The organism is Photorhabdus akhurstii (genome assembly GCF_019090985.1).
Taxonomy (GTDB): Bacteria; Pseudomonadota; Gammaproteobacteria; order Enterobacterales; family Enterobacteriaceae; genus Photorhabdus; species Photorhabdus akhurstii.
Window position 1 is genome coordinate 4,129,476 of record NZ_CP020335.1, and the last position, 14,368, is coordinate 4,143,843.

Here is a 14,368-nt window from a genome sequence, read left to right on the forward strand (position 1 = left end):
AGTATCAAAAATACTTTTCAAACCTGACTAACACTTCATTCTTATTATAGGAATAGAGCCAATCAACATTACTACTATTTTTTCTAAATCGATAAGTAATTACTGGGGTTAAACCGAAAACTTCAAATTTAGGCATACTCACAATTGCCGCATAGAATTGTTCATTATCTTTACGGCGTGCATTTAGAGGTACGCTGTAATCACCAAATTGCCGCTGGCGCAATGCAGTAAATACTACTGCATTAATTCCCGGGTACAATTGAGTGGAAATGCCTGCTCGCACGCCTTTTTGCTGATAATCATCCACTTTTTCAACACTGGTTTTATTAACCCAATCACCACCCACAAAGGTAATGGTTTGATCAGTTAAATAATAAGATAAGGTAGCATAAACAGAGGTCATATTACCGTCATTATGATTATAAAGTTTATGATAACGAAACTGCTTATATTCACCTTCCAAATTTAATGCCAGATTTTTGGATAGAATATGCATCCACTCAGTTTTTGCTCCCGTAGTACGATAACGGGAATGATTACCAACATAATTAAACTCAATAATCGGCCCCATTAGGAAATCATCTCTTTGGGCTTTATAACTATAACCCAAATAAGCAGAAGTGGTATTTTCATTCTCCTCACTATGATGACGATAACTTTCTCCATAAGTCATTGAGCGTAAAAAAACACCGTGGTGGCCATTTACCGGATATATCTTACGTAACGTAGCATCATAACTAATACCATTTGCCTTCTTTGCCATAGGTAAATTACGTTCAACCGCGCACTTACCATTTTCATGATAGATAGTGCAAACAGGAGGCTTATCCGGCGACATATTCGTGTTATCGTTAAAGATATATCCCACAGAAAAAGATCCACGCCAGGCATTGCGCAAATTAATCGCCTCCTGATAATTAGTTATATTCTTAATGACTGCTGGTGGTAATTTATTTTCACTATCGCGACTAGCCGCTGAAATCTCATTAAATAGTAAACTGGCTTCTCTATTTTTTTGATTCTCATAATAGACCCTGGCTAACTCTAATTTAGCACGGGTAAAATCAGGTTGTTTCTGCAAGATGGCCTGATAATGCTGTTCTGCCGCAGCTAGATCACCCTGTGAACGCGCCAGATTTGCCTGAGCAAAATGGACCAATTGGGTATCATGTCCAAGTAATTTCTGGTATATCAACAAAAAGCGATCAACATCCTTCACTTGTTGATGATTGATCGCTAAATAGAGCGCCTGGCCGATATCATTCACATTATTTTCAACACTGAACGTTTGCCCATTAAGAACTATCGATAAATGATCCGTTCTTTTATTCACGGTTTCATCCGTAACAAGCGCTTTTTCTTGATCCTGCAAATTACGTTGTACGTTATACCATAATCTTCTACCGGTATCTTCATCTGCCAGCACCATAGATGGCCCTATAAACAAACAGCTAATGAGTAAAATCAAACGGATAATTGAGGTATTTAACATCGGTAATATCACTGCTTAATCGTCGAACCAGGAATAAACAAAAATAAGACAAAGCCCATATGAACTTTGTCTTATCCAGTCATTACAAACTCATATTATGGGTTCTTAGTTCCGCCAAAGGCGGTATCTTTACTATGGTCCGAAGCAAACGTAGCAACCCCTGCTAAACTATCTGCATTATCACCAAAGAAATGACCGCTGTTTGTACCGACAACATTTCCAGCAGTTGCCCTACCTGCAAATGAACCATCTGTTCTAATTCTGGAATCAATACCAACGGTCAATGCGCTATTCGCTATTGAACCGGAGAGCCTTTTCTGCCCGAAATCAGCAGTAAATGTCCCATTTAGGGCATTGCTACCATTATATTGGTTAATTCCTTTAACCGTATAAGTCGCAATACCACCGGTAGGTAAATTAGTTGTAACATTTTTACCGGAATAATAGGCAGTATGAGCAGTATCAGTCACCTTGCCATCTTGTGACCATTCACCAAAATAGACATCAGCATTAGCCACTTTACTAAAGCTGAATACCCCCATCCCTCCGTGGCTACCTGATCCAGGCATAGAAATTTTGTGAATCCCATTTGCATCCGCTGCTGCATAACGGGTAAGCCCTGAGAAACTCACAATTTGACCACCAGCAATGGAATGTACCCCAATTCCTGGTTCCTTCCCTGGGCTTCCATGACCAACACCACCCTGTTTAGTCACTCCTACCTTAATGCTAGGTTTATTCTCATCAAACTTTTGAGTTTGCCCAAAACCTGGATCAGCCATAACTTGTGTTACTAATCCACATGTACCTAATACTGCAATTAACACTTTAACTTTGTTCATAGCATATTCCTTATGTTAACTAATTAAATGTTAGAGTATTGCTTATTACATAGTTTTAGTACCGTCCGAAGACTGGCGCGCATATTAACGTACTTTTAATAAAAAATGAAATGATAATCATTATCATAAAACAATTGTATCTATTTGTATAGAATGGCAATTAATACAGATAACTATTTAATTATTAAATAAATATTCACTATAACCTTAATATAATGATGGATATAATATTAGGTGAATCACCAATAATGAGCGTAAAAAAATCGATACAAATAGATATATGAATGGGAAATTATTTCAATTGTAAATTAATTACAGTGTTACTGTTTAAATAGAAACTATTTTATACAAAATTAGCTATTTCACATTAATTAAGAATTATTTAACAATGAGAAATAAAAATCAAAAATATATATTTCATCCAAATGATTTAAATAAGTAAAATTACTTCTCCAAATGTACATATACCTATTCAGATAATAATCACTAATCTATCATTTATTAAACTCACTAAAACAAAAATATTACCAACATAACTTAAATTATAACTAAATATCATTTTACATTGATGACAAACTAAATAACCACAGTCTTAGAGAGTAAATTTTCATTAACTATAATTTTTTACAAAACAAATGATCAAATGACAATATTGATACTCTTCTAACTCTAAGATTAAAGAATTGAATTAAGTTATTTAAATAAATCAAGAAAATTTCCCTATCTCTCGACAGGGAATCTATGTAAATATGATAATTGTTAGGTTAATATGAATATTATTCAGGCTCCTTATATCCTTGCTGGATCAGAATTATGTCCCAATGCTCTAAAATATATCTAGATTCTTCATCTCCCATATCAGCCATCTTCTTAAAATATATTTTTGCTTTCTCTAAATCTTGTGGAACATTACCATCACCATGTAAATAAGTGACAGCAATATTATTATATGCTCCTATAAAACCTAAATTACCCGCTCTTTCGTAAAGTTCTATTGCCTTTTTTGCATCCTGCTTATCGCTATCGCCAGACGTATAAGCAACGCCCAACCAAAATAGAGACAACATATGGTTTTTATCTAAGTCTAATGCTTTCTCATAATAATGTTTAGCCATTTGATAATCTATTTCAGATTGAGCTAATGCGCTATCACTATATAAACGGCCAAGAAAAAAATTAGCATCCGCACTCCCTTTTTCTGCCAGTTTCTCTAAGTTATGGAATTCCTCAACAGTTCTGGGTGTTTTCAGAGTAATTTCCTTATCCTCATAATTCATTCCTTTATACACCGTTTTCGGAATATATTTTTCTATATTTTCCGCATACACATTAGAAGCCAGCAAAACCGTCATCAAAATAATATACTTCATGATATTATCCTAAATTATTTATCAGGATACTCTGTAGCTGAATGAGATTCATTTTTAACATTTTCAGTCCTCAACTTCAAAGCTGTTTTTCACTTTCTTACCAAAATAAAGTATAGTTTCCTGTTTTTCCAAAGGAAAATATATTATCAAATAGAAGAGATAACCACACAAAATAGAAACATATTATTTACCAAATTGAGTAAAATAAACATATTACGAATGCAACTTAAATTCCTACTTAAATATAACTCTTTATTGATAACAGATTTAATAATCATGACTTTATAAAATAATTTTTATTTACAATAAAAATTTCTCATCGAATAAACTCACAAGTAAAAACACTAATTCCATTTCAATTCAAATATAAAGTAGTTGAATGAATAATTTAAATAATTTGATAAATCCCCTATCTTTCAACAGGGGATTTATGTAAACATGATAATTATTAGATTAATAGTTAGTATCAATCAGGCTCCTTATACCCTTGCTGGATCAGAATTATTTCCCAATGCTCTAAAATATATCTAGATTCTTCATCTCCCATATCAGCTATTTTCTGGAAATACATTTTCGCTTTCTCTAAATCCTGTGGAACATTACCGTCACCGTGTAAATAAGTAACAGCAATACTGTCATACGCTCTTATAAGGCCCAAACTACCCGCTCTTTCATAAAGTTCTATTGCTTTTTTCACATCTTGTTTATCTCTACCTTTATATTTATAAATTCCACCCAACCAATATAAAGCTAACATATGGTTTTTATCCAGGGCAAGATCACGAATGTTTTTTAGCCAAAATAAAATAGGTTGCTTCAAATAAAGCACTGTGATCTTATACTCTCTTTTGAGAGTGAAAACCTATATCATGTGCCTTGAGAACTTTACCCTTCATTTTTCGGCAATCCAAGACCCTCGCCAGAGTGCGAAAGTCACCTATCCTTTATTTGACATCCTGTTTTCGTCACTGTGTGCCGTGATTGCGGGCGCAGAAGGCTGGAGTGATATTCAGGAGTATACCGAAGGGCACCATGATTGGTTCCTGAAACAAGGCATGTTCAAAGAAGGTGTCCCTGTTGATGATACGTTTGCCCGCCTTATTTCGCGCATTAACCCGGAACAATTTAACCTCTGTTTTATCAACTGGATGAAGGCTGTTCATGAACTCACCCAGGGCGAATTAGTGGCCATTGACGGTAAAGTATTGCGGGGCGCTTATTCACCGGAAGAGCGCCTTTCCACGCTGCATTTGGTGAGCGCTTATGCCACCACGAATAAACTGGTGATGGGTCAGGTTAGGACAGAAAAGAAGTCCAATGAAATCACGGCTATTCCTGAGCTGATTAAATTGTTAGACCTAAAAGGCGCGTTGGTTTCCCTTGATGCGATGGGATGTCAGACCCGGATAGCTCAGGCACTCCTTGATGCGGGTGCGGATTATTTGTTCAGTGTTAAAGATAACCAAAAACATCTCCACAGGGCGATTCAAAAGGCGTTAAAAGCCCAGCGTATCGCGCCTTCGGTAAGAGAAAAAGTCATGCTGGAACAGTCGCATGGACGCCTTGAAATCCGGGAAAGTCATGTCATCAGTGCCGAGACACTCAAAGCAGAATTCCCCGCCTGGCCGGAATTAAAAACCCTTGGTGTTGTCATGGGTTACCGGCAAGAAAAAGGCCAATCACCCAGTCTGGAGTATCGTTATTACATCAGCTCAGCCCCCCTGACAGAAGAAAGCTTAGCTCAGGCAGTGCGCAGCCATTGGCGTATTGAGAACAATCTCCATTGGGTATTGGATGCGACGTTTCATGAGGATGATTGTCAGATTTATCGAGAAAATGCGGCGGAAAATATCGCGATATTGAGGCGAATTGCCTTGAATATGCTGAAAACAGAAGGCAGCAAATTAAGTATAAGAAAGAAACGAATGCGAGCCTGGATGAAAACGCAATTTCTGGAACAAGTCGTACAAGCAGGATTTTCTAATCTGAATAATATTTAAGCATTCATGCGGTTGCCCTGGGTTTTTATCTAGGTCTAAAGCTTTCTCATAATAATATTTAGCCATTTTATAATCTCTTTCAGATTTCGCTAATGCGCTATCACTATATAAACGGCCAAGCAAAAAATTAGCATCCGCACTCCCTTTTTCTGCCAGTTTCTCTAAGTTATGGAATTCCTCAACAGTTCTGGGTGTTTTCAGAGTAATTTCCTTATCCTCATAATTCATTCCTTTATACACCGTTTTCGGAATATATTTTTCTATATTTTCCGCATACACATTAGAAACCAATAAAACCATCATTAAAATAATATACTTCATGATATTGTCCTAAATTTTTTATCAGGATACTCTGTAGCTGAATGATATTCATTTTTAACACTTTCAATCCTCAACTTCAAAGCTGTTTTTCACTTTCTTACCAAAATAAAGTATAGTTTCCTGTTTTTTCAAAGAAAAATATATTATCAAATAGAAGAGATAACCATAAAAAATAGAAACATATTATTTACCAAGTTGAGTAAAATAAATATATTAAGAATGTAACTTAAACTCTGAATTAAATATAACGCTTCATTGATAACAGATTCAATAACCATAATTTTATAAAATTGTTTTTATTCACAATGAAAATTTTCATGAAATAAACTGTCAAATGGCAATATTGATAATCTCTTAACATAACTGAAAAAGTTAAATAAATTATTTAAATAATTTGATAAAATCCCCTATCTTTTAGACAGGGAATTAAATTTAAATATAATAACGATCAGACTAATATGAATATCATTCAGGTTCTTTATATCCTTGCTGCATCAACATCATATCCCAATGTTCTAAAGAAAATTTAGCTTCTTTATCTCCCATGTCAGCTATCTTCTGGAAATATATTTTCGCTTTCTCTAAATCTTGTGGAACGTTACCATCACCATGTAAATAAATGACAGCCATATTATTGTATGCTTTTAAAAGACCTTGACGACCGGCTCTTTCGTAAAATTCTAATGCTTTTTTTGCATTCTGCTTATCGCTATCTCCAGATTCGTAAGCCAAACCTAACCAAAATAAAGCCAATGTGTGGTTTTTATCTAAATCTAAAGCCCTCTTATAATAATATTTAGCCATTTCATGATCCCTTTCCGAACTTGGTAATGAAATGTCACTATATAAACGGCCAAGCAAAAAATTAGCATCCGCATTCCCTTTCTCTGCCAATTTTTCTAAGTTATAAAACCCCTCAACGGTTCTGGGCGCTTTTAAGGTAGTTTCTTTATCCTCGTAATGCATGCCTGTAAACACCGTTTTGGGAATATATTTTTTCATATTCTCCGCATACACATTAGAAGCCAGCAAAACCGTCATCAAAATAATATACTTCATAATATTGTCCTAAATTTTTTATCAGGATACTCTGTAGCTGAATGATATTCATTTTTAACACTTTCAATCCTCAACTTCAAAGCTGTTTTTCACTTTCTTACCAAAATAAAGTATAGTTTCCTGTTTTTCCAAAGAAAAATATATTATCAAATAGAAGAAATAACCATAAAAAATAGAAACATATTATTTACCAAGTTGAGTAAAATAAATATATTAAGAATGTAACTTAAACTCTGAATTAAATATAACGCTTCATTGATAACAGATTCAATAACCATAATTTTATAAAATTGTTTTTTATTCACAATGAAAATTTTTTATGAAATAAACTGTCAAATGGCAATATTGATACTCTTTTAGCTCTAAGATTAAAGAGTTGAATTAAGTTATTTAAATAAATCCAGAAAAATCCCCTATCTCTCGACAGGGAATTTATGTAGATATATACCCGTCATCTTTCAAGTTGCCTCTTTGTTGGCTGCACTCTCTCACCCCGGTCACATAGTTTTCTATGCTCCCGGGGATTCGCTCCCTTGCCGTCGCGATGCATCTTGAAATCCATAGGGTATAGTGGTTATTAGGTTAATACGCAATTACTTGAGAAATCATTCCTCTCTGTCTAACCTTTAATATGGCAAACAGCAAAATAGCATTCACAAAGAGACCCAAAACCAATCCATACCAAAACCCTATAATTCCCATACTCTCGGTTACCCAGTCTGTCAAAGCCAAAACAAACCCTAATGGCAAACCAACTAGCCAATAACCGAATAACGGCGCGTAAAATACCGATCGGGTATCATGAAAGCCCCGTAAAATACCGGATAAAGCCGCCTGACAAGAGTCAAAGAATTGGAACAGGCATAATAGGAAGATTATGTTAAGCGCAATTATTATGACGCCGTTGTCGTTAGTATAGAGTGAAATAAATGAACCGGCGAAATAATAGATTAAAACGCCAATAACTACGGAAATAGATAAAATTAAAGCAATTGAGATCCTTATAGTCCCTGTTAATGCTGTTCTATCTCTCTTCCCAATATAGGAACCGACTTTTACAGTCACAGCGGCCGCAATCCCCCCAGTTATGGTATAGATGATAGAGGTAATATTAAGCATAATATTATGCGCAGCAATGACTTGAGCACCTAAAGGAGCAGCGGTTATCGCAATCACATCTAAAAAAACCATTTCAACAAAAAGAGCCAATCCACTTGGCATACCAATATAAAAAGTCCTAACCAAAGCATGATATTTCGGCAAACTAAAATCTGGCCTATACCGACGATATTCTTTCTTTAGCAAGAAATAGATAATCAAGAATACAGCAATTAGATTATTAATAATTGCAGTTGTAATACCCGCGCCAATGCCTCCCATTTCTGGCAGACCTAGTTTTCCATAAATAAATATGTAATTTAATGGTATATTCAATAATAAGGAACCCGCAGACAAATACATTGCGATTTTTGTGTCTTCCAATCCTTGTAGAAATGAACGAAAAACATTAAATATCATAACACTAGGAACACCACACGCCAGAGCGATAACATAGCCCTGTGTAATGTCTAAAATATGCTCATCGATACCTATGAAGGAAAGTAGCCAGCTCACTAACATTAATAAAAGAATTATTGGTATCGAAAGTATCACCGCCAGAAACAAGTAATTTTTAAGACTGTCTTTAATCCCTTCGTCATCATGTTCAGCTTTCTGCTTTGCGACATCTGCCGCCAGCATGATAATCGTCCCATACCCTAATACAAATATAGGAAACCAAATACTACTTCCTAATGTTACTGCTGCTAAATCAGCCGTAGCATAGTGACCAGACATCACAATATCAACAAAACTCATTGCTGTACGTGCTATCTGACTAACAATGATAGGGAAAGAGAAAAATAAAAGTTGTTTTAACTCCCGCCGGTTTGAAAACTTAGCCATAAGAATCCCATTAATTTATTGGTTAGTTCCAATAATTGATCATACTAACAATAAATTACGACCAAAATCATTTAAAAAAGTCTGAAAAAATTAGAATTACGAGTATACCTTCTATTTTCGCTCAGGCAACAGCGAATAAATAAATTAAAGCAATCTAACGAAAACTAACTATTTCACAGAAATTTTTGTGATCTTTATAAAAGATTGAATATTTATTTAAGTATTTTGTTTCAATTTTATATTTTAATAGTTAATGTTACTTGGCTGAAATTATTGAAGTATTTTGTGATAACATCCACATTATTAAAAAATAAAGAGACCAGCATAGCTAAAGTAGATAATTAGTAACTTTTTCAAATTGTTTCTTTAATTAATAAATAATTAGCGGAAATATCATGTCTATACAGATATCTATTCTAACAGTTCATCAATCAAAAAGAGATATAAATCAAGTTCTTTGTGAGCAATTCCTTATGAGCAATTCCTTATGAACAATAGTAAGTAAGGCTATGGTTTTAACAAAAGCCGCTTACACCTATTTATCAAAGATATATGTCATCTTACCGTAAAAAAAGAGATCGAAAATGAAACCAGAAACTCTTGCTATCCACGGCGGATATTCCCCTGATCCAACAACCAAAGCCGTTGCCGTTCCTATCTATCAAACGACATCCTATGCGTTTGACGATACCCAACACGGCGCCGACCTATTTGATTTAAAGGTTGAAGGCAACATCTATTCCCGCATTATGAACCCAACTAATGATGTATTAGAAAAACGGGTTGCTCTACTTGAAGGAGGCATCGCTGCTTTAGCGGTCGCATCTGGCATGGCGGCTGTCACCTGTGCGATTCAATCCATTGCCAGCGTTGGAGATAACATTATATCTGTTGCTAAGTTATATGGCGGCACTCATAACCTGCTAGCTCACACATTGCCGCGATTCGGGATTGAGACACGGTTTGCTGAACACGATGATATTACAGCACTGGAGTCACTGATTGATGATCGTACCAAGGCGGTATTTTGTGAATCTATTAGTAACCCGGCCGGTAATATTGTTGATCTGAAAAAATTTGCCGAAGTCGCTCATCGTCATGGCGTCCCTTTAATTGTTGATAATACCGTCGCCACGCCTGTGCTTTGTCGCCCCTTCGAGCATGGCGCTGATATCGTTATTCACTCTTTAACCAAGTATATGGGAGGGCATGGTAACTCTATTGGCGGTATCATTGTGGACTCCGGCAATTTCCCCTGGAAAAAATATAAGCAACGGTTTGCTGTATTGACTACCCCAGATCCCTCCTATCATAACGTCATTTATACCGAGCAATTCGGTAAAGCGGCATTTATCGGGCATTGCCGTGTGGTTCCGCTACGTAATATGGGCGCTGCATTGTCGCCTTTTAATGCTTTCCTTATTTTACAAGGATTGGAAACACTGGCATTAAGAATGGAACGTCATACTGAAAATGCGCTGAGAGTCGCCCATTATCTGCAAGATCATCCTCAAGTTAGTTGGGTGAAATATGCCGGGTTGCCAAACCATCCAGAACATGAACTGGCTCAACAGTATGTGAATGGGAAGCCATCAGCGCTCCTCTCTTTTGGTATTAAAGGCGGGCAACAATCCGGCGCGCGATTTATTGACGCACTAAAATTGATTGTGCGGCTGGTTAATATTGGCGACGCTAAATCACTCGCCTGTCATCCAGCGTCAACAACCCATAGCCAATTAAATGATGAGGAGTTAATTAAAGCTGGCATATCACAGGATATGATTCGCTTATCTATCGGCATTGAACATATCGACGATATTATTGCTGATCTTGCCCAAGCTCTGGATGCATCGAAATAATTTAAAGTTGTCATATACCCTATGGATTTCAAGATGCATCGCGACGGCAAGGGAGCGAATCCCCGGGAGCATAGAAAACTATGTGACCGGGGTGAGTGAGTGCAGCCAACAAAGAGGCAACTTGAAAGATGACGGGTATATACCCCGTTCTCACGAACGGGGTCTTATTCATCGATCCTCACTGTTCTTTTCTACCTATCTCAATTATTTTTTCCTAATCCATGTTGTCGACTTTAATTACCTTTCATTTTTATTAATCAATATTAACACCATATTGAATGACTAAAACGAAAAGCATAGGGGTAATAAATTAAATCGGTAACTCCGTCGCCAATATTCGATAAAGTAATTCATATCTCCGCGACAAAACGGGGAGATCAATAATAGCTCTCGGATAAATAACGATTATTCACGTCAAATATACAAGGAAAATAGATGAAAACTCAGTTAGCCTATACGTTGTTATTAAGCACATTGTTCAGTGGATATGCTCTAGCGCAAATCCCCAATGAATTCAGCCCTACACCGTCATTTGAAGATAATTTCGATGGCACAACGCTTAATACCCAAAAATGGGATTATCGTGGCCTGGGCGTCAGAAAAAATTGTATTAATACTCAATCAGCGGTTATCGTGCGAAATGGTCATTTAACCATAAAAACCTATTCCGATAGTTCTTCCGGCAAGCTACAGAATTATTGCGGCATGATTTCAACACAAAAAAGTTTCCTACAATCATATGGCTATTGGGAAGCCGCTGTCAGATTTAATCGTGCGGAAGGTAATCAAGTTGCATTCTGGGTCCAATCACCGACAATGGGCCTCGATTTAACCAATCCAGAAAAATCAGGTGTCGAAATTGATGTATTTGAACATTTAGCTGAAGCGACACAGGATCAATATGATCACGCTATTCACTGGAATGGTTATAGCAGCGCTCATAAGCAGTGGTCAAAGAGATCGTCTACCAGTAAACTTGCTGACGGTAAGTTCCATAAATTTGCTGTAGCATGGACACCAAAAGGTTACACATTTTATGTTGATAATATTCCTCAAAATCTGTCGGGGCTAGATCAAGTTCCAATTTCAATCGCCAACCAATATATTATTTTAAGCTCCGAAGTACCGCGCAGTTATCCAGCTCAAGGTTATGGCCCGATAAATACAACAACCGCAACATTCGATGTGGATTATGTAAAAGTTTATCCGTATATCGGTAATAAGAAATAATCATCGATCAGGAAAAAGGAAAGCAAATAATTGGCGCCCAATAATTGGACGCCTTTTTCTCATTAAAATTTTATATCTAATTTCGCCCACACTGTCCGGCCGGGTTCATTCACTGAGGTATTCGCTGAATAACCAAAGGTGCTATTACCAGCAAGGTTGAGGTGTTCGCTGTATTCTTTATCCAAAATATTGTCGATACCCGCGCTCACTTTTATATTTTTATTAATCTTATAGGCAGCATTTGCAGAAAGTACGCCGAAACCTGAACTATCTTGGAAATCTTTACCGACAACATTACCCTGCCCCTCGGCAATCCGATGCTGGCTGCTAACCAATCGCCACAAACCGGTACTGCTCCAATCACCACGTTCATAGGTCAATCCGAAGCGGGCTTCCAGAGGCGGGATCTGAGGCATCGGTTTGCCATCCGTTCTGTTTTCTCCCCAAGCATAGGCAAGGCTGGCGTCCGTTTTCCAATGATCTGTCAATTGATAACCAAAGCCCATCTCCCCTCCCATAATATTGGCATTAACGTTATCAGCCTGGCTAATACGGGCGTTTGTCGGGCTATATCTAAATAAGATGAAATCATTTACACGCCCTACATAAGCGGATACCCAACCATTAAAACGTTCCCCGGTATATTGAGCGCCAATATCAAGCTGGGTGGTTTTCTCGCTTTTTACCCCATCAAAAGCACTGGCACTCCCCGCCGGACCATATTTAGGCGAAAACAGTTCCCAATAGTCAGGGAAACGCTCGATGTAACCAATACCGACATAAAACATCATTGGCATATCAGCCAGAGTATGCTCTAAGCGCATAAAACCACTCGGTAAAGTATCATTACGCTCTTTTTCACTATTGCCAGCAAATTTCTTTACTCGGCTGCGATCAAGACGGGCGCCGGTTATTAATTCGCTCTGTTCTGTGGTATACCAAGTTAGCTCGCTAAACAGGCCATAGTTATAAAATTGAGCATCCTTTTGCCATGAGCTACCTGATTTATTACGGTGGGTATTGGTTTGCGTATCTGCGCCGCTTTCCAATTTAACGTCTTGCCATAGCCAAGTGCCCATGACTCGCCCCCCGACAACGCGACGATCCAGTTGCATCGACATACCGTGGTTCATATTCATGTGCATACCACACCCATGCTTACAACCCGAAGAAGAGATCCCCATCGACATAGGACTATTCGGGGAACGCAGCGTGATATTGTCCATAATATGGTTGGTATAGTTGTAATAAACTTGGGCTTCAACCTTATCAAGCACCTCACTGAGGTGAGATTTCTCAAAACGTAAACCGAGACTTTCACGTTTGAATTGCGAACCATCCATGCTACGTCCAGCATAACGGGCCTCATCATCACCTTTCCCGGCGGTCAATTCAAGCAATGTATCTTTATCCGGCGTCCACCCTAACGCAAGATCACTATTCCATTTATCCCAACGTGAAGGAACGCGATACCCATCGCCATCTTTGTAGTCATTTGAACGGGATTTATTTGCCATTAAACGTAAATATCCCAATTCACTGCCGATACTCGCATCAACATTGCCATCCCAACGGTCATTTGAACCCGTCAGTCCACTGGCATTGATTTTTGCTCCCGGCTCATCAAATCGCGGATGTTCACGTTCAAACCTTACGGTCCCAGCGGAAGCGCCGGGTCCCCACAATACCGTTTGAGGCCCTTTAATGACTGTCAGCAAATCATAACTTTCTGGCGAAATATAAGATGAAGGGGCATCCATTCTGCCGGGACAAGCCCCTAGCATTTCTGCGCCATCAGTCAGAAGTTTAATCCTTGAACCAAACATTCCGCGAAATACCGGGTCCCCATTGGTGCCACCGTTACGGATTTGAGAAAATCCCGGTATGGTTTTCAAATAGTCAGAGCCGTCACTGGCCGGAACCGGCTGACGAGGCGTTTTTGGCGAGGTGACAATTGACAAAGGAGAATGCAAAGGTGCTGTTACCGTGATCACATCACCATCATTGGTTTTTAAACCGTGCACATGGTCGCGTGAATCAGGTGAAGTTTCAGCTGCATAGCCATTAAAAGCAGCCAACAGAAAAAGCGGCATTGCCGAATTAATACAACGGGACAGCGTATTTTTTTTATGAGAAATATTTTTTTCGAATATCATCATCTTGCCTTAAATGTAAATCCACCTTCCAAAGTGATATTTCTATCAAAAGCGGAATACGTTATAGAATCCAACCAAATTATTTTTGGTATGAA

At 37.6% G+C, this 14,368-nt stretch carries 11 protein-coding genes; 3 read left to right on the forward strand and 8 right to left on the reverse strand.

Translation table 11 applies throughout. The features are described 5' to 3' along the window. Positions 1-4: 4 nt before the first annotated feature. From B0X70_RS17625 to B0X70_RS17640, 4 genes are all read right to left on the reverse strand, one after another. On the reverse strand, positions 5-1,492 hold the full coding sequence (locus tag B0X70_RS17625) for a surface lipoprotein assembly modifier (RefSeq protein ID WP_217469968.1): 1,488 nt from the start codon (positions 1,490-1,492) through the stop codon (positions 5-7). A gap of 95 nt (positions 1,493-1,587) precedes the next feature. Further along, positions 1,588-2,334, reverse strand: a complete 747-nt coding sequence (locus B0X70_RS17630; protein ID WP_036810600.1) for a Slam-dependent surface lipoprotein — start codon at positions 2,332-2,334, stop codon at positions 1,588-1,590. A gap of 776 nt (positions 2,335-3,110) precedes the next feature. Next, positions 3,111-3,704, reverse strand: a complete 594-nt coding sequence (locus tag B0X70_RS17635) for a tetratricopeptide repeat protein (RefSeq protein ID WP_217469969.1) — start codon at positions 3,702-3,704, stop codon at positions 3,111-3,113. Positions 3,705-4,170: 466 nt separating this feature from the next. Then, a complete protein-coding gene (locus B0X70_RS17640; RefSeq protein WP_217469971.1) occupies positions 4,171-4,524 on the reverse strand; it encodes a tetratricopeptide repeat protein in 354 nt (117 codons plus the stop codon). 49 nt (positions 4,525-4,573) lie between these two features. On the opposite strand from B0X70_RS17640, the gene B0X70_RS17645 reads away from it, so the two are divergent. Next, positions 4,574-5,704, forward strand: a complete 1,131-nt coding sequence (locus B0X70_RS17645) for an ISAs1 family transposase (RefSeq protein WP_046397199.1) — start codon at positions 4,574-4,576, stop codon at positions 5,702-5,704. Here B0X70_RS17645 and B0X70_RS17650 read toward each other — a convergent pair. The 3 genes from B0X70_RS17650 to B0X70_RS17660 form a co-directional block, all read right to left on the reverse strand. Continuing rightward, positions 5,609-6,025, reverse strand: coding sequence for a hypothetical protein (locus tag B0X70_RS17650; RefSeq protein ID WP_217469973.1), 417 nt, complete (start codon positions 6,023-6,025; stop codon positions 5,609-5,611). The two genes, B0X70_RS17645 and B0X70_RS17650, sit on opposite strands and share 96 nt — an antisense overlap. A 465-nt stretch (positions 6,026-6,490) precedes the next feature. Continuing rightward, entirely contained in the window at positions 6,491-7,084 is a 594-nt protein-coding gene (locus tag B0X70_RS17655) for a tetratricopeptide repeat protein (RefSeq protein WP_036810610.1), read from the reverse strand. A 582-nt stretch (positions 7,085-7,666) separates the two neighbouring features. Beyond that, positions 7,667-9,028: an MATE family efflux transporter gene (locus B0X70_RS17660; RefSeq protein WP_217469974.1), complete on the reverse strand. Its 1,362-nt coding sequence runs from the start codon at positions 9,026-9,028 to the stop codon at positions 7,667-7,669. A gap of 584 nt (positions 9,029-9,612) precedes the next feature. Between B0X70_RS17660 and B0X70_RS17665 the strand changes: the two genes are divergently transcribed. Continuing rightward, a complete protein-coding gene (locus B0X70_RS17665) occupies positions 9,613-10,887 on the forward strand; it encodes a bifunctional O-acetylhomoserine aminocarboxypropyltransferase/cysteine synthase (RefSeq protein ID WP_217469976.1) in 1,275 nt (424 codons plus the stop codon). 435 nt (positions 10,888-11,322) lie between these two features. Next, positions 11,323-12,117 carry a glycoside hydrolase family 16 protein gene (locus B0X70_RS17670; RefSeq protein ID WP_036810618.1) on the forward strand — a complete coding sequence of 265 codons (795 nt, stop codon included), beginning with the start codon at positions 11,323-11,325 and terminating at the stop codon, positions 12,115-12,117. Between the two features lie 62 nt (positions 12,118-12,179). Here the strand turns inward: B0X70_RS17670 and B0X70_RS17675 are convergent, their stop codons facing one another. Continuing rightward, positions 12,180-14,273: a TonB-dependent copper receptor gene (locus B0X70_RS17675; RefSeq protein WP_246593541.1), complete on the reverse strand. Its 2,094-nt coding sequence runs from the start codon at positions 14,271-14,273 to the stop codon at positions 12,180-12,182. Positions 14,274-14,368: the final 95 nt, after the last annotated feature.